The sequence below is a fragment of the Leptospira harrisiae genome, assembly GCF_002811945.1.
GTDB classification, from domain to species: Bacteria; Spirochaetota; Leptospiria; order Leptospirales; family Leptospiraceae; genus Leptospira_A; species Leptospira_A harrisiae.
This window is the reverse complement of the sequence record NZ_NPDX01000001.1, coordinates 1022908-1040530: the sequence shown is the minus strand read 5'-3', so window position 1 is coordinate 1040530 and position 17623 is coordinate 1022908. Positions and strand designations below refer to the sequence as shown.

The 17623-nt window shown below is 39.1% G+C and carries 16 protein-coding genes, 1 other RNA gene and 1 pseudogene; 13 read left to right on the top strand and 5 right to left on the bottom strand.

Going from position 1 to position 17623, the window contains the following annotated elements; genetic code table 11:
* Positions 1–164 precede the first annotated feature (164 nt).
* The 9 genes from CH364_RS04820 (at position 165) to CH364_RS04780 (ending at position 8883) form a co-directional block, all read left to right on the top strand.
* Positions 165–1202 (top strand): sulfate ABC transporter substrate-binding protein, encoded by a 1038-nt coding sequence (locus CH364_RS04820; protein WP_100742441.1) that lies wholly within the window; start codon positions 165–167, stop codon positions 1200–1202.
* A 3-nt stretch (positions 1203–1205) separates the two neighbouring features.
* Entirely contained in the window at positions 1206–2033 is an 828-nt protein-coding gene (cysT, locus tag CH364_RS04815) for a sulfate ABC transporter permease subunit CysT (RefSeq protein WP_100742440.1), read from the top strand.
* Entirely contained in the window at positions 2030–2845 is an 816-nt protein-coding gene (gene cysW, locus CH364_RS04810; RefSeq protein ID WP_100742439.1) for a sulfate ABC transporter permease subunit CysW, read from the top strand. The genes cysT and cysW overlap by 4 nt, the downstream gene beginning before the upstream one ends.
* Positions 2835–3899, top strand: a complete 1065-nt coding sequence (locus CH364_RS04805; RefSeq protein ID WP_100742438.1) for a sulfate/molybdate ABC transporter ATP-binding protein — start codon at positions 2835–2837, stop codon at positions 3897–3899. Before cysW ends, CH364_RS04805 begins: the two co-directional genes overlap by 11 nt.
* Before the next feature lie 68 nt (positions 3900–3967).
* Complete coding sequence (locus tag CH364_RS04800; protein ID WP_100742437.1) at positions 3968–4693, top strand: phosphoadenylyl-sulfate reductase; 726 nt, start codon at positions 3968–3970, stop codon at positions 4691–4693.
* Positions 4694–4700: 7 nt separating this feature from the next.
* Positions 4701–5609 (top strand): sulfate adenylyltransferase subunit CysD, encoded by a 909-nt coding sequence (gene cysD / locus CH364_RS04795; protein ID WP_100742436.1) that lies wholly within the window; start codon positions 4701–4703, stop codon positions 5607–5609.
* Positions 5609–6841 carry a sulfate adenylyltransferase subunit 1 gene (locus tag CH364_RS04790; protein ID WP_100742435.1) on the top strand — a complete coding sequence of 411 codons (1233 nt, stop codon included), beginning with the start codon at positions 5609–5611 and terminating at the stop codon, positions 6839–6841. Before cysD ends, CH364_RS04790 begins: the two co-directional genes overlap by 1 nt.
* 68 nt (positions 6842–6909) lie before the next feature.
* Positions 6910–7980, top strand: coding sequence for a TauD/TfdA family dioxygenase (locus CH364_RS04785; protein WP_100742434.1), 1071 nt, complete (start codon positions 6910–6912; stop codon positions 7978–7980).
* Positions 7981–8883: a bile acid:sodium symporter family protein gene (locus CH364_RS04780; RefSeq protein ID WP_100742433.1), complete on the top strand. Its 903-nt coding sequence runs from the start codon at positions 7981–7983 to the stop codon at positions 8881–8883.
* Here the strand turns inward: CH364_RS04780 and CH364_RS04775 are convergent.
* Together CH364_RS04775 and CH364_RS04770 are read right to left on the bottom strand one after the other, a co-directional pair.
* Positions 8880–10547 carry an NADPH-dependent assimilatory sulfite reductase hemoprotein subunit gene (locus CH364_RS04775; protein ID WP_100742432.1) on the bottom strand — a complete coding sequence of 556 codons (1668 nt, stop codon included), beginning with the start codon at positions 10545–10547 and terminating at the stop codon, positions 8880–8882. The genes CH364_RS04780 and CH364_RS04775 overlap by 4 nt on opposite strands.
* Before the next feature lie 7 nt (positions 10548–10554).
* A complete protein-coding gene (locus tag CH364_RS04770) occupies positions 10555–12321 on the bottom strand; it encodes a diflavin oxidoreductase (protein WP_100742431.1) in 1767 nt (588 codons plus the stop codon).
* Between the two features lie 165 nt (positions 12322–12486).
* Between CH364_RS04770 and cobA the strand changes: the two genes are divergently transcribed.
* Both cobA and CH364_RS04760 read left to right on the top strand, forming a co-directional pair.
* Positions 12487–13272, top strand: coding sequence for a uroporphyrinogen-III C-methyltransferase (gene cobA, locus CH364_RS04765; RefSeq protein WP_100742430.1), 786 nt, complete (start codon positions 12487–12489; stop codon positions 13270–13272).
* Complete coding sequence (locus CH364_RS04760) at positions 13269–13862, top strand: precorrin-2 dehydrogenase/sirohydrochlorin ferrochelatase family protein (protein WP_100742429.1); 594 nt, start codon at positions 13269–13271, stop codon at positions 13860–13862. The genes cobA and CH364_RS04760 overlap by 4 nt, the downstream gene beginning before the upstream one ends.
* On the opposite strand, the gene CH364_RS04755 is transcribed toward CH364_RS04760, so the two are convergent.
* Positions 13859–14464: an LBF_1134 family protein gene (locus CH364_RS04755; RefSeq protein ID WP_207762209.1), complete on the bottom strand. Its 606-nt coding sequence runs from the start codon at positions 14462–14464 to the stop codon at positions 13859–13861. The two genes, CH364_RS04760 and CH364_RS04755, sit on opposite strands and share 4 nt — an antisense overlap.
* A 43-nt stretch (positions 14465–14507) precedes the next feature.
* Between CH364_RS04755 and CH364_RS18915 the strand changes: the two are divergent.
* Positions 14508–14849, top strand: a pseudogene (locus CH364_RS18915) (nuclease-related domain-containing protein); the annotation flags it as partial.
* 1199 nt (positions 14850–16048) lie between these two features.
* Here the strand turns inward: CH364_RS18915 and rnpB are convergent.
* An RNA gene (gene rnpB, locus CH364_RS04745) (RNase P RNA component class A) lies at positions 16049–16399 on the bottom strand.
* Between the two features lie 105 nt (positions 16400–16504).
* Between rnpB and CH364_RS04740 the strand changes: the two genes are divergently transcribed.
* A complete protein-coding gene (locus CH364_RS04740) occupies positions 16505–16951 on the top strand; it encodes an LEPBI_I1174 family sigma 54-regulated protein (protein WP_100742427.1) in 447 nt (148 codons plus the stop codon).
* Between the two features lie 244 nt (positions 16952–17195).
* Here the strand turns inward: CH364_RS04740 and msrB are convergent, their stop codons facing one another.
* Positions 17196–17573: a peptide-methionine (R)-S-oxide reductase MsrB gene (gene msrB / locus CH364_RS04735; RefSeq protein WP_165779478.1), complete on the bottom strand. Its 378-nt coding sequence runs from the start codon at positions 17571–17573 to the stop codon at positions 17196–17198.
* Between the last annotated feature and the right edge of the window lie 50 nt (positions 17574–17623).

The following is a 17623-nucleotide window of genomic DNA, read 5'->3' as shown; positions in this document are numbered from 1 at the left end:
TTAAGGATCGAACTTCCCCAGATTTCCTTGAGAGAATTATCTTCTTCCTTTTCTGGTTTATGTCGGGAAAGGAAGAAGAACAGGTTTTACGAAATAAATTTCGTTTGACGAATATCCGCTAAATTGGAGGATGAGTTTGATTTATTAAACAAAAGGGCGCAAAAATGAAAAAGTATACCCGTATTTCGAACCTAAAATCAACAATTTCTGCCATATTGTGCATTTTATTGAGTGTGATGAGCTTCGCCTCACTCGCAAGTGAAGGCACTTTCCTCCATGTGTCCTTTGACCCTACAAGAGAATTGTATGAGGAAATTAACAAAGCTTTCTTAAAAGAATGGAAATCCAAAAAAGGAACTGAGTTTGCCATCCAACAATCCCACGGCGGATCCGGGAAACAAGCGCGAGCCGTAATAGATGGACTAGATGCTGACGTAGTAAGCCTTGCTCTATCTTACGACATTGATAGCATCTCCACCAAATCAGGGTTAATCGATGCAAATTGGCAAAAAAAACTCCCAAACAATAGTGTTCCTTACTATTCAACGATTGTATTTTTAGTGCGTAAATCCAATCCGAAAAAAATCAAAGATTGGGATGACATTGTAAAACCAGGAGTTTCTATCATCACTCCTAATCCAAAAACCAGTGGGGGAGCTCGTTGGAATTATTTGTCAGCTTATGGATTTGCAAAACGTAAATATAAATCTGATGAAAAAGCTACAGAGTTTGTCAAAGCACTTTTCAAAAATACATCCGTTCTTGATACAGGCGCTCGCGGGTCCACAACTACTTTTGTCCAAAGAGGAATAGGTGATGTACTCATCACTTGGGAAAACGAAGCCAAACTATCTTTAGATGAAGAAAAAAGATCAGGAAAAAACACATTAGAAGTTGTGTATCCATCTGAATCCATCAAAGCAGAAACTCCTGTTGCTGTTGTTACAAAAACTGCTACAGAAAAAGGCAATTTGGAAAAGGCAACTTCCTACCTAGAGTTCCTTTATACAAAAGAAGGACAATCCATCATCGCAAAACATTTTTTTAGACCGACTGATAAGGCAGTGGCAAAATCTTCTGCAAAAGAATTTCCCAACATTAAATTATTTTCCCTATCCGATTTAGGCGAAACTTGGGAATCTGCTCAGAAAAAACATTTTGCAGATGCAGGTGTCTTTGATGCCATCTACAAAACCCCTTAAAATATGCTTATAGAAACCCGGCCGTATAAAAAACTACATTTTGGAATCAGTTTAGGACTGACTGTCTTTTATTCGTCCGCGGTTGTTGTCATTCCACTTCTAGGACTTTTTTTCCATTCCCTTGGGATTGGAGTTTCAGGGATCTTAGAAGTGTTTGCCGATGAAAGAATTCGTTCCGCACTATTTTTAAGTTTCAGTGTGGGTTTTATTTCTGCCTTCATCAATCTCTTCGTTGGATTTTTATTCGCTTGGGTTCTTGTTCGTTACAACTTTCCTTTTAAAAAATTACTCGATACCTTAATCGACTTACCATTCACCCTACCCACTGCAGTGGCAGGAATAGCTCTCACCACAATTTATTCTCAAAATGGAATCATTGGATCCTACTTTGAACACTGGGGAATCAAAATTGCCTACACTCCGATTGGAATTGTGATCGCACTTGTTTTTATTGGATTTCCTTTTGTCGTACGAACTGTACAACCTGTGATTGAAGAATTACCAAAGGAACTGGAAGAAAGTGCCCGTTGTCTTGGTGCGACACCCTTCCAAACTTTTTATAAAGTTTTACTTCCCGAACTTTGGCCTTCCCTACTTGCCGGAACAGGAATGGCTTTTGCAAGAAGTATTGGTGAATATGGATCTGTTGTTTTTATTTCCGGTAACATCCCCGGAAAAACAGAGATCCTTCCCCTTCTCATTGTCACCAAACTAGAACAGTACGAATACGAAAAAGCAACTTCCATTGCACTTGTGATGTTACTCACTTCTTTTGTTTTTATGTTCCTAATCAATTTACTTCAAGAACGGGCATCCAAAAAGTTATCATGAAAATTAAAATTCTGCCCATTTTCCTTGTGTTTTTGGCATATTTGTTTGCTGGGATCATTTTGTTATTACCTATTTACACTGTATTTTCCGAAGCATTTTCCGAAGGATATACAAAGTATATCGAATCCATTACCGGCGAATATGCACTGTATGCCATTGGACTCACTATTAAAGTATCAGTTGTCTCTGTCATACTCAATACAATCTTTGGAGTGACCGCAGCTTTTACCATCACAAGGTTTCAATTCCCTGGCAAAAATATTTTAGTCACCATCATTGATTCTCCGTTTGCTGTCTCTCCTGTTGTTTCCGGTCTTATCTTTTTATTGTTATTCGGAAGGCAAGGTTACTTTGGTGATTTTCTTTCCACACATGGGATCAAAATAGTTTTTAATACACCGGGCCTCATCCTTGCAACTGTATTCATTACTTTCCCTTTTGTCGCCCGGGAACTTGTTCCTTTAATGCAAAGCCAAGGAAGAGAAGAAGAGGAAGCTGGTATGTTACTTGGTGCTAATTTTTTTCAGCTTCTGCGCCGAGTCATTCTCCCTAATATCAAATGGGGGTTGTTATACGGAATCATTCTTTGTAATGCGAGGGCCATGGGCGAGTTTGGTGCCGTATCTGTTCTTAGTGGGCATATACGCGGAAAAACAACCACCCTTCCACTTCATATAGAAATGTTATACAATGAATTTGATTCCGTAGGTGCCTTTTCCTGCGCCACCTTACTAGTGTTCCTCTCTCTACTCACTCTCATCTTTAAATTGATTTTGGAAAAACGAACTGCGAGCAAGAAAAATGCCGATTGAAATAAATAATGTAAATAAAACCTTTGGGTCGTTCACCGCTCTAAAAGATGTCAATCTTACGATCCCTGATGGAGAACTCGTAGCCTTACTTGGTCCCTCTGGATCAGGAAAAACCACCTTACTTCGAATCATCGCAGGTCTCGAAGAACCATCTTCGGGAAAGGTGGAATTTGTAGGAGAAAACCTCTCCACTTCCAAAATCCAAAATGGAGAAGTGGGATTTGTTTTCCAACATTATGCCCTCTTTCGCCACATGACCATTGCTGAAAATATAGCCTTTGGTTTGGAAGTCAGACCAAAAAACCTGCGACCTTCGAAAAAAGAAATTGGGGAAAAAGTTTCGAAACTGCTCACCCTCATCCAATTAGAAAAATTCCATAACCGTTACCCTCACGAATTGTCTGGGGGCCAACGCCAACGAGTGGCCCTTGCCCGTGCCCTTGCGATTGAACCAAAATTTTTATTACTCGATGAACCTTTCGGTGCACTCGATGCCAAAGTGAGAAAGGAATTAAGAAACTGGTTACGAAGACTCCATGACGAAATCCACATAACAAGTGTTTTTGTAACTCATGACCAAGAAGAGGCTCTCGAAGTCAGTGACCGTGTTGTCATCCTCAACCATGGCCAACTAGAACAAGTGGGAAGTCCTGACGAAGTGTACAACAAACCCAAGTCTCCTTTTGTTTTTCATTTTCTCGGCGATGTGAATCTATTTCACGGAAGGATCGAAGAAGGAAAAACAAAAATTGGAAATTTGGCCTTAGATAGCACGGAACACCAAGATGTAAAAGAATCGGTGGCCGTGGCCTATGTTCGCCCTTATGATGTGGAAATTGTCAGAGAGTCTGACCAAGGGATCGCCGCCGAAATCCAATACATCCATTCCACGGGAAGGAATGTGCGAGTGGAACTGAAACGTGTGGACACGGGGACACTCATCGAATCAGTTCTCGAACAGGAAACCTACCGTCTTTTGAACCTTTTGCCTGGCGAGACGGTCTACCTAAGGATTAAAAAAGCAAAAGTATACGTAGAAGACTTCTCTATCTAGTATTTTCCGCTAATATAGTTTACAAATCGTCCAATATACAAAACATTGGACGGTAGGATTGGAAAAAAATGGGAAATTTGGAAGTTTTGACAGAAACCTATACCTCCCTCTCCCTGGAACAGGGATTACGACAACTCAGTCTGGACTTCTCCGGAAAAGTTGTTTTCACGACGAGTTTTGGATTGGAAGACCAGGCCATCACTCATGCGATTCTCGCAAACCAAATCGACATTCGGATTGCGACCCTCGATACAGGCCGCCTCTTCCAAGAAACCTATGATGTTTGGCAAAAAACAAACATTCGTTATGGGGCAAAAATTGAAGCCTTTTATCCAAACGAAAAAGAAATTCAAAACTTTGTGGAAGAGAATGGTCCGAATGCCTTCTATGATTCCCAAGATTTACGAAAAGAATGTTGTCGGATTCGTAAACTTGTTCCCCTCGATGCGATTTTAAAAAACACAGAAGTTTGGGTGACAGGACTCCGAAAAGACCAATCCGGATTTCGAACAGAAATGTCTATTTTCGAATCTGATCCTCAAAGAAATTTAATCAAATACCAACCACTACTTTTATGGTCCTTTGAAGATACTTGGAAGTATATCAGAGAACATAACATACCATACAACCTATTACACGATAAAGGTTTTCCAAGCATCGGTTGTGCTCCCTGCACACGTGCCATTGAACCTGGGGAAGACTTTCGTGCCGGAAGATGGTGGTGGGAACAAGAATCTAAAAAAGAGTGCGGCTTACACTGGGTAGACGGCAAACTCACACCGAAAAAAGGATAATACCAATATGACCGATTTACATCGACTTTCACACCTAGACCAACTAGAGTCGGAAGCCATTTATATTCTAAGAGAAGTAGCAGCCCAATTTGAAAGACCTGCACTTTTATTTTCTGGAGGCAAGGACTCCATTTGTCTCGTACATCTTGCACTCAAAGCTTTTCGACCAGGTAAATTTCCTTTTCCTTTAGTTCATATTGATACAGGGCATAACTTTGATGAGGCGCTTAAATTTAGAGACGACCTTGCCGAACGAACTGGCGAAAAACTAATTGTTCGTTATGTACAAGACTCTATCGACCAAGGAAAAGCGGTCGAAGAAAAAGGAAAGTTTCCTAGTCGTAATGCCATCCAAGCTGTGACACTTCTTGATACCATTGCTGAATTTAAGTTTGATGCTTGTATTGGTGGGGCTCGTCGAGATGAAGAAAAAGCTCGTGCCAAAGAAAGAATTTTTTCAGTAAGGGATGAATTTGGATCTTGGGATCCCAAACTCCAACGCCCAGAACTATGGAATATTTATAATGGAAAAATCCATGTAGGTGAAAACGTTCGAGTATTCCCAATCAGTAACTGGACAGAACTTGATGTTTGGGAATACATTCGCAAAGAAAAAATCGAACTCCCTTCCCTATATTTTTCACACCAAAGAGAAATTGTATGGCGAGAAGACTTAGTGTTTCCGGTATCAAAGTTCATCTCTTTAGACAATACCGACAAAGTAGAAACTAGAACCGTTCGTTTCCGAACTGTGGGTGATATGACTTGTACTGCGGCTGTAGAATCAGAGGCCAATTCCATCGATGATATCATTCGTGAAATTCAGATTTCTAGAACCACGGAAAGAGGATCTCGTTTGGATGACAAACGTTCTGAAGCCGCGATGGAAGATAGAAAAAAAGGCGGATACTTTTAATGGATATTTTACGTTTTATTACAGCAGGTAGTGTGGATGATGGGAAATCAACTCTCATCGGACGATTGTTATACGATAGTAAATCAATTTTTCAAGACCAATTAGAAGCCATTGAAAAAGCAGGACAGGTAAATGGTCAAATCAACCTAGCCCTGCTTACAGATGGATTAAAAGCGGAAAGAGAACAAGGAATTACTATCGACGTTGCTTATAAGTATTTTTCAACTCCAAAAAGAAAGTTTATCATTGCCGATGCACCGGGCCATGTCCAATACACAAGAAATATGGTAACAGGAGCCTCTAACTCGGATCTTGCGATCATTTTAATTGATGCGAGAAAAGGTGTGATCGAACAAACCTATCGCCATTCCTACATTGTCTCTCTACTTCGTATTCCCTATGTAGTCGTATGTGTAAACAAAATGGATTTAGTGGATTTTTCGGAAGAAGTATTTTTAAATATCCAAAAACAATATTTGGAATTTGCCAAAGACCTAGACCTAAAATCCATCCACTTCCTTCCTATCTCAGCACTGAACGGGGACAATGTGGTGGATTTATCAACGTCCATGCCATGGTGGAAAGGAAAATCCCTTCTCGGATTTTTAGAAGGAATCGAAATCCATACAGAAGAAGAATCCCCAGCACCTAGATTTCCTGTCCAAAATATAATTCGTCCTCAAACAACAGAATACCATGATTACAGAGGTTATGCGGGACAAATCCGTAGCGGCCACTTTTCAGTTGGTGATTCCATTACGGTTTTACCAAGTGGACTTAAGTCCAAAATCAAAGCCATTGATACCTATGCCGGTTCTATTAACACGGCGTATGCCCCAATGTCTGTGGCCATTCGATTGGAAGATGAAATTGATGTGAGTCGAGGAGATATGCTTGTTGTCACAGGGCAAGAACCAACCACCTCACAAGATTTGGAAGCCCATATCTGTTGGATGGACCAAAAAGCCATGACACCAGGTTCGAAGTACTTGCTGCGCCAAACCACGAATGCAGTGAAAGCATCCATTCGTTCTTTGGAATACCGAGTGGAAACAAGCACCCATGAAAAAAAGGAACAGACAAGTCTCGGACTCAATGAAATTGGAAAAGTGACCATCCGAACGGCAAAACCCGTGGCCTACGATCCTTATTCCAAAATCCGAGGGACAGGTAGTTTCATTTTAGTGGATGAAGGTACCAACCAAACTGTGGCAGCTGGAATGCTATTGTAGAAATATAGTCCAATATAACAGATTTTTTCTTGATTTAATACTGTCGGGTTCGTTAAGCTGACAGTATTATGAGCCAATCAACTGCTGTTAAAACACAATGGATCCGCAAATCATTCATCGGGGAGACGAAACTTCCCATTGTTTACGAACCTTCTGAAGATAAGGAATTACGAGACCTAACGCAGTGGGTTCAAAAAAACCAAAAGGAATGGCGAGAGGATCTCAAAACCTACGGTGCAATTCTCTTTCGTGGTTTTCCTGTGCATGAAGCAACCGACTTCCAATCCATTCTGTTTGCGACCGAAGAAAAAAAATTGGGGGAATTTTATTTAGGAACTTCTCCGCGGGACCAAGTCGTCAAACATGTGTTTACTGCAAGTGAACTTCCCCCGCACTACCCAATCATGCAACATGCTGAGATGAGTTTTCTAGACAATCCTCCTAAACTTTTATTTTTTTATGCAGAAAAAGCTTCAGAAACTGGTGGAGAAACTCCTCTCACGGATCTTCGAGAAATTTATAAAAATATAGATCCAAAAATAATAGAAAAAATAGAGAACCACGGAATTCGTTATAGAAGGCGTTACGATGGCCCATCCAAAAAAGCCAGGTTCTCCCTATGGAAAACGAAACGTTGGGATGAAATGTTTGGTACTACAAACTTAGAAGAAGTAAAAAAAATTTCTAATCAAAATAGATTTCAATTGGATTGGTTTGGAGAGGATTCCTTAAGCATAACCAATGAACAATCAGGATTTCGAGTTCATCCAGAAGCAAATACAATCGCTTGGCATAACCATTCACAAACTTTTCATTACCAAGCTGCCGTCAGTGAAGTATGGAAAATTTTTAAAAAACAAAAAACACTGCGTTCTTTTGGTGTGGCAATACTACTCACCCTCCTGACAACCATCAAAAGAATTTCAGGTCAAGAGTCACATGATGTGCATGTAACTTATGGAAATGGTGAAGAAATCTCGGCAAATGAAATGAAATCTATATCAGATGTATTTTGGAAAAATCTAGTAGCCATTCCTTGGCAAACAGGAGATGTCCTTATCATCGATAATCTTTCTGTTTCTCATGGTAGGCTTCCTTTTACTGGACCAAGACGAATTCTTGTAGGATGGTCAGATTAAATGGATATCAATTCAGTACGTCTTAATTTCAACAAAGACTCAGTATATTTGATCAATGCACTCATTGGTTTCATTATGTTTGGAATAGCTTTGGAATTGAAACTCCAAGACTTCAAACATTTGTTACGTAATCCCAAACCTGCGTTTGTTGGTCTTTTTAGCCAATACGTTCTTTTGCCACTTGCGACTCTTCTCATCATTTGGGTGATAAAACCCCATCCAGGTCTTGCCCTTGGTATGGTACTTGTTGCCGCATGTCCAGGTGGGAACATGTCCAATTTTTTTACGCATTTAGCAAAAGGTAATTTAGCACTTTCTGTAAGCCTCACTACCTTTTCATCAGCCTTAGCATTTATCTTAACGCCACTTGGATTTTTCTTTTGGGGAAATTTACTCCCTGTGACTCGCGAGTATCTCAAATCAATTTCGGTAAGTCCCTATGAGATTTTGGTTTCAGTAACCTTACTGTTACTCATTCCACTTGTCATCGGAATTCTCTTTCAAAAACTATTTCCGAAACTCACTCATACGGTGAAACAAGCTGTACAAAGGATATCCGTATTGTTACTTGGTTTTTTTATTATAGGAGCTCTTGCCACCAATTGGAAGTTCTTTAAGGAATACATCCACCTTCTCTTCGGACTTGTGTTTGTTATGAATTTGGCAGGGCTTTCTCTTGGATATTACTTTGCCAAACTATTCCGTTTGCCACAGAACGACCGAAAGACAGTTGCGATTGAAACAGGAATTCAAAACTCAAGTCTTGGTCTTGCCATTGTTTTTAATTTCTTTGATGGGCTCGGAGGAATGGCAATGATTTGTGCTTGGTGGGGAATTTGGCACCTAATTGCTGGTGCCGCCATTGCCACTTATTGGAACAAAACGACTCCATTGGAATCTTAATTTAAGATTCCAATTCGATTGATATAATCTCCAAAAGACTCTTTGGAATTTCTTTCTTTAGCGAATCTTCCAAAGAGACCATCCAATTCAGATAAGATGGCTGCCTCATCTAAATCTTCTTTATATTTACGATTGAGTCGGTATCCTTCGGCATCCGCACCTAAGTGCAAATTATATTTCCCGTAAGAAGTTCCAACAAGACCAATCTCTGAAATGTATGGCCTTGCACATCCATTGGGACAACCTGTCATCCGAATGGACACAGGTTCGTCTGCGAGTCCATGTTTTCCAAGGATGGGTTCAATTTTATCAATTAAACTTGGTAGGTATCTCTGGCCTTCCGCCAAAGCAAGCGAACATGTGTTTAATGCCACACAAGCTATGGAATTTTTACGGATTTGTGAAATTTCACTTGTTTTACGATGGATTCCAAACTTAACAAGAATGGATTCTATGAGGTCCTTATCTTTAGGAAAAATATCCGACAAAATAAGATTTTGGTTACAAGTAAATCGAAATGTAGCTCTTCTCGTTTTGGATACTTCCAAAAGAGCTGTTTTTAAATTATAACCGTGTTCATCGCAAACACGACCATTTTCAACAAAGACAGTATAATGCCAGTTACCTGCAACGTCTTGTCTCCAACCAAAATCATCGGATCTTTGTGTGAACTGGTAATCCTTCGCTGGTTCAAAACTGATCCCAACTCGTTTTTCCACTTCACGTTTATAAAATTCAACTCCTAGACGATCCAAAGTATATTTCAACCTTGATAATTTTCTATCCTCACGGTTTCCAAAATCTCTCTGGACGGTCACAATTTCATATACCACTTTTAAGATATCTTTTTTAGGTATAAAACCAAATACAGTTCCTACTCTTGGGTAAGTGTCTGGATTTCCATGAGTGGTTCCAAGACCCCCACCAACTGCTACATTAAAACCGAGAAGTTGCCCATTTTCAATGATCGCAATGAGTCCAATATCGTTCGTAAAAAGATCTACATCGTTATAAGGTGGGATCGCAATCGCAATTTTAAACTTACGCGGAAGATACACATCTTTATATAATGGATCTTCTGGTTCTTCTTTTTCTGCTAAAAGATTTTCATCCAGCCAAATTTCGTAATAGGCTCTTGTTTTTGGTAATAATGATCTGCTGATTTCACCTGCGTAACCAAACACTTCTTTGTGTAATGGACTTGTTGCTGGATTGGAAGTACACGTTACATTACGATTTACATCACCGCAGGCAGCAATTGAATCTAAAAAAACAGAATCAAAGGCTTTGATCGTTGGTTTGATTTTTGATTTTAAAATTCCATGGAGTTGGACTGTTTGGCGAGTCGTGATTTTGATAGTTCCTGTTGAATTTTCCCCTGCCACATTGTGTAAAGCTTCCCAATGCACAGGCCCAATCATTCCACCAGGAATCCGTAGCCGAATCATAAATGAATACAAACGTTCTAATTTTTTAGCCGCTCGTTCTTCTCTACGATCTCTATCATCTTGTTGGTACATTCCATGAAATTTTAACAGTAGTTGGTCATCAGAACGTAAAGACCCTGTATGTTCATCTTTCAAACTTAAAGATAACGATCCTCTTAAACCACGACTTAGGCGTTTTACTTTTTCTGCTATAGTTTCTTTTTTCTGTTCTGCCATGATTTCCTCAGTAAACGTCTTTAATGTAGCGACCGGCTTCTTCTAATTCTTTTAGATAATCGGAAGCTTCTTTTCCTGTTTCAAATGTTCTTTCGGATAAAATCTCAATGAGTTTGCGGTCGACATCTTTACTCATTGGATCTTTGGAACCACAAAGATAAATCACAGCGCCATTCTCAATCCACTTCAAAAGTTCTGCAGCATTTTCGCCCATCCGATCTTGTACATATACTTTCTGTTTTGTATCACGAGAAAAAGCAGTATTTAACTTATGTAAGACGCCCGTATCCATCAGTTCCAAAAGTTCTGTTTGGTAGTAAAAATCAGAGACAAAGTTTCGTTCTCCAAAAAATAACCAATTTTTCCCGTTCCCAGAATTTTGTTCTCTTTCAAATAAAAAACTTCGGAAAGGAGCAATCCCAGTCCCTGGCCCAATCATGATGATGTCTGTATCTGGACTTGGAAGACGGAAAGAATGATTTCTTTGAATGAAAAAAGGAACAATATCACCTTCTTTTAATTCTGCTAAATAACCAGAACAAAAACCTGTTTTGATTCCGGTAAAGGTTTCAATTTCAACTTCCGCTACAGTTAGGTGGACTTCCTCTTCCCCATGTGATGAAGGACTAGATGCGATGGAATAATACCTGGGAACTATTGGTTCTAAAATATCAACTAAGGATTGAAGTTCTATTAACTTTTCAGATGGATTTAATGTTAACAAAACATCTAAATCCAATTTCCCTAGATTTATTTCTTTTCCAATGAGTCCTGCATATTTTTGAATCACCCGATCTGGTAAAAAACGAACCGATACTTTTTTACGAAATAAATCATAAGCCATCCATGTTTCCCCTTTATAGGTAACACGCGTTTCACGGTCTGTTTTCAATAAAGATAATATTCGATTTACTTCTTCATCCCGATTGTATGCAAGAAATCCTGCACTGTCTCCGGGAAGATAATCAATTGGCACTGACGTTTTGATTTCTATATGTCTTGTGGATTTACTGGCACCAATATCATTTAATACAATATTAGTAATCACAGTACCTTCGTACACAACCTTACCACCGGATGTAGGTTTTGTAGTTTGGTTTTGTCCTGGTTTTGCACTTTGAGTGGTGGCTGTTTTTGAATGAGCATTGAGTTTCGAAATCAGTTCACTCATCCAAGGTTTTGAAACTGCCTCAAAATCTACATCACATTTGCCTAATGGTTGGATACGTTCTGCACCTAATTTTGCCAACATAGAATCAACGTCTTCACCTGTTTGACAAAAAAGTGGGTAACTTGTATCACCTAACCCTAGCACAGCGAATTTAACCTTTGCTAAAGAATCTTTGGTATCAGTTAAAATTTGGATAAAAGGTTTCGCAGCCTGTGGCGGTTCTCCGTCTCCATGTGTGGAGACTACTACAAACAAATACTCCTCTTCCTTCAAGTCTTTGGCTTTGTAAGTATCAGTGCTTTTTAACTTTGCAGAGACACCCAGCTCTTTTAATTTTTTGACAAGTTCTGTTCCTAATTTCTTAGAGTTACCAGTTTCTGTTCCGTACACAACGCTACATTGGATCGGCTGGGCTTTTAAATTTCCGTGTGAAGGGTCTGTTCCCGAATCAATACTCACTGGAGGTGTGAGAGAAACATCCACACTTCCACCAATGCTTGCCTGCGTGAGAGCAGACAAATACCCTGACATCCACACCCATTCATCTTTTGTGGATTCCTTCAGTAACTGTAAAAATCGATTGCGTTTCTCATCGGATAGCATAAAAACCTATATTTGATTTGGATTCCAGTAAAACATCCAAAAAGTCTGATAAATTGAATCTTTCCCCAGATATACACCCCAAGTAAATCAAAAAAATGGAGATTTTGTAGAAATAATTAGCCATTCACTTGACTATTTCTAGCAATATCGCAAGGTATAACAGATATGTCCTCCAATAAGACAGAACATGGATTTGTCAGTTTTGTGAGTGGTGGCCCTGGCCCCATTGACCTTTTGACCCTCCGCGGACGGAGTCGTATCGAAACCGCCGAAGTCATTCTCTATGATGCCCTCCTCGATCCCGGCTTTTTAGACATATTTCCCGAAGATGCTCAGATTCTGTATGTGGGAAAAAGAGCAAAGGAACATGCACGCACCCAAACAGAAATCAACAACCTTCTAGTTGAATTTGCCTCTGAAGGGAAACGGGTGGTTCGATTGAAAGGGGGAGATGCCTCCATTTTCGGTAGACTGGCGGAAGAAATAAGCAGCTTGGAAGAATTTGGAATCCCCTTTGAAGTGATCCCTGGAGTGAGTTCCGTGACAGCGGGAGTCGCTGAATTAGGTGTGTCGCTTACCGTTCGTGGCATCTCAAGGCAAATCATCGTTTTGGACGGCCACACCATTTTGGAAGATGAACGCAGTTGGATCGGAATGGAGAATTTTCTCGGAACCATTGTCATTCTAATGGGAAGTAAAAAGACAAAGGAACTGGCAGAACGATTGATCCAAAAAGGAATCAAAGAATCCACTCCCATCGTCCTTGCTGAAAATGTTGGGAGAGAAAATCCCATTTATTCTACATCCACTCTCGCAAAGACTGCATTAGGTGGGATATTAAAACAAACCAATGGACCAGGAATATTATACGTAGGCGAAGCAGTAAGACCATTACTCAATCGGAAAGAAAAATTGAATGCCCTCACTCTACAGAGTTTGTTTTTCGAATGAAATTAAAAAAATATCCAATCTTTTTAAATTTAGAAAACAAAAATATTTTAATTGTGGGCGGAGGGAATGCCTGTCTTGAAAAGTTAACTGGCCTTGAGTTTACAGGAGCCTATATTCATGTCATCGCCATTGAGTTTAGTGACGAAGTAAAAACTTTTTTAACAAAATACCCTAGTATCAAAGTTGAAAAACGTGCAGTCCAAGAAGAAGATTTAAACAATCGAGATATTATTTTTTTAGGTACCAGTGACCCCAATACAAACCAAAAATTCAGAGCCATCGCAAAAGGAAAAGGAATTTGGGTTAACTCAGTCGATGATCCAAAAAATTGTGACTTTTATTCCTCTTCAACAGTCAATGTTGGCCCTATTCAATTTGCCATTTCAACTGATGGAAAGTTTGCTGGAGTATCCTCGACTCTCCGCAAACTTTTCGAAGAGATTCTACCCGAAGAAGATCATGAATTTATGGAAACAGTTTTTGAAATGAGACGAAAACTAAAAGAGATCCTTCCGGATCCGGAAGAAAGAAGACTTGCCTTAAAGGAAATCATTCAAAACTTAAATTCAAAATACTTTCATAAACCCTAGTTCGAATCAGGATATATCTGAATCGTTGTTAACTGGTGTTCGTTTGCCCAAACTGAATGTAAGGGAATATTCACAATCATCTTTTCATTGCTATCTAACCTTGCTGTCCACTCACCCGGAGTTCTTGGATCGGCAAACTTTACTTTTTTAATTGGGAATGGAAACTGAATTTCGAATTGTATAAATTCAACTAATGTATTAAAACGAAGTAAGTCATCTCGTAGTTTTGCTTCGTTGAGAATAGAATTGATTTCTTCTTTATCAATTTCAAGTGCTAACAAAAGTGGAGATGTTTTACTTGTATCGATCACAAGTTGGATTTCATGAATTTGCTCTTCGGTAAACTCAATCAATCGAAATCCTGGAGGAAGAATATGTGTATAATCTTTAAAACGATACGCCCTTTCCTTGAAACGGATTTCAAGTTCTCCTGTTGCAACAAGCCCCGTTCCAAATGGCAATCCTGAAGTTTGTTTTGTGATCTTTTTCTGATACAAAACCAATTCCCCCGAACGATCTGGTTTGATCTTTATTTTAATATTCCCACCGGCGCAGGCACAAAACAATAGGCAGAAAAATAAGGTTAGTGGTATCAGTTTCATATCACCATTGGAAACTCTGGCACTCAGTTTACAGAACTAAAAAATGATTTATCCAAAACAGTTTCACGGAAAAGCGAAAGATATTTCGCTTGAATCCCATTTTTATACCCGTTTTTCCGAAGAAATTCGCATAAAATGTAATATCTATTATTCCATCACCCTTATCACTCCTGATGTACCAATGCGAGAAATCGACTTCCTCGTGATCTCACCCTATGGAGTGATTACGATCGAACTTAAAAATGGTAAGTGGAGACAGAAAAAAGGAGAATGGGAATTTTATAATGTAAGGGAAAGAGATTGGAAACCTGTAGAAGGAAAGTCTTATTCAAACCCAATCGAACAAGTGCAAACCCAAAGAGATTTGATCCGCGAATTTTTCAAAAACCACAACCAACTCACAGACTTGTTTCCAGTCGATTATTATGATAGTGCTATATTTTTTTTGAAAAACGAAAGAAAAGAATTCCACTTACCAAATGACAGGCATCTCTATGTATTTGGTGGCAAAGAAGTAGATGATGATGTAGATTTAAATTCTATATTAGAATCAGTTCTTTTTCGTTATAACCGAGAGCCATTGCCAGAATCTGTCTTAGTAAAAGCACACGAAATTATCAAAAAAAATCTAAACTTCTTTCAAACGTTTCGATCACAGAAAGAAAAAGAGGAAGAGAATTTATTATTTTTCACGAAAGAACAATTTCAACTTGTGGAAGGTATCAACAATTACCCTCGTAATATTGTTTTTGGTAGTACAGGTTCCGGAAAATCAATTCTTGCTGGTGAATTGGCATTACAAAATGCTAGAATGGGTAAAAAAGTTTTATTATGGCAAGGTGCCAAAGCACTTTACGAAATATGGAAAGATGAATTAACGAACATTCCAGAAAAAAACAATATCGAACTGATTACAAACACCAGCGAAATCAATCATAACAATTTTGATCTTTTGATCGCGGATGGAATCGAAGATATTTTAGATCAAAAGCCAGAAACAGAAGTATTATTATTTTTATCAAAATATTTTTGGGAAAATAAAAACTGGATTTTATTTATCTCACGCCAATTTAAATATATGGCTTCACCAATGTTAGATTACTGGAATTCTTTACCTGTTCATGTATGGGACATCAAACGAAACATCAGAAACTCGCCAGAAATTGTCAATTTTGCGAATGTATTACTCAATGATTTTTCTGAATCACCCTCCCAAAACCATCTTTCAGATATTCAATTTATAAAAAATGACGAAGACCTAACAGACCAGATTCGGTGGTGTTATGGATATGCAAAAAAAGTTTTAGAAGTCGAAAACGATGAAATAGTAGTTATCTATACTTCAGAGGAATATATAATACGAACGGGACTAAAACAATTTTTGAATGAGAATGGTATGCGCCATTATTCTTCAAATGAATTTATTGGAATGGAAGAAACCTGCGGAATTCTCATTGGATTTGAAAATTGGAATCTAACGGAAACTAAAACGGCAATTGCGGAAACCATTTTGAAAATTAGAAGTTTAGTTTGTGTATTTTTTCCACCTAACGAAGAAGAAGTGATACAATCGATTTTAAAAAAAGGTGACTCTGGCCCATAAGCCGGATTCTGTTCTATGCGACCATTTATCTGATGCTCTCTACCCACAACCTGGCGGGACATGCTCGTAACGGTTGTTTACTTGAGATTGCACATCGGAGGGTTTACCCGCCTCTATCCTTACAGATAGAGCGGTGGGCTCTTACTCCACCATTTCACCCTTACCTACCAAAGGCAGGCGGTTTCCTTTCTGTTGCACTTTCCGTCTTCCGAATTCCATTTCTAGAACCCAAAAGCCCAAGTGTTACTCGGTCCGATTGTCCCCTAGTGTCCGGACTTTCCTCCCCTTCCACTCCCAGAGGGGAGGAAAAAGGCGATCGCTCGGCCAGAGTCAGTTTCATTGGAAAGTCAGGTTCGATATCGTCTATGAGTATTTATTCCAATTGGCACAAATTATGCAACCTAACGGTCTTAGGGAGTCAGTGAGGCACCCATTGTATGATCAAATACCAAATTGCTATACTATTCATCATTTCCTTTGGTTTGCATGCAAATCCCATCTTAGAAGATTCTGCCGAAGATATCCTTCGGAGTACGAGGCTTTCTCGGATCCCATCGGTCATCGTAAGCCTGGAAGAACGTGCCATTGTTAAAATGGAGAGTAATGACTTACTCTCAGCTAGGGAAGACCTAAAAAAGGCCATACAATTAAAACACGCCATTGGAATGAAAGAGTCAGAAGGAAATGCAAGCCTCCTCTTACAGATTTCTAAGTTAGAATCTAGATTAGGGAATCGATGTGAAGCCAACCAATACTCACACTTGGCCAAACGAATCGCTCTTCGTATTGGTGTAAACCTTGGGGCAGTGGCTTTTGAACGACCCGTAGTCCCAGACAATAGAAAACCAGATGGCTGTGTCGAAGTTTCTTGGCTAAAAGAGTAAGTGACTTACTTTTTTCAGTGGGTATCGATTTCGAATTGTTTTCCAAAGTGAGTGCCGATCTTTGGAGTGCTGTTATCTTTTGAAAGTGATACGATTTCGAAAGTTAGTATCAAAAGGATACTGACTTACCAAATAAAATCAGTTTCCATTTCAATCGACTTTCTTTATAAATTAACTTGCAAAAGATACCAACTTTCCAATAAACATGAACTCCTAATACAGAGAGAATTAGTTCGGAACTAATTCATTCCTTTTGAAATTTTAAAGAAGCAGAATTCACACAGTAACGTAATCCCGTTGGTTTCGGACCATCTGGGAAAACATGACCAAGATGTGCTCCGCAGTTTTGGCAATGGATTTCTGTTCGAACCATACCATGGCTTTGGTCTGATTCTGTTGCCACTACTTCCTTACGAACTGGTTCATAGTAACTTGGCCAACCACTACCTGAATCATACTTAGCATTTGAAGAAAACAATGCTTCTCCACAACAAACGCAAAGATATGTGCCCTTCTCTTTATGTTCGTAGTATTCTCCAGTAAACGGTCGTTCGGTGCCTTTTTCTCGAGTGACTTGGTATTGTAAGGGAGTGAGTTTTTCTTTCCAATTTTCTTCGTTCATTATAAACCATTCCTTATTAATTGAGACTAGGTTTCAATATCATATTTTAT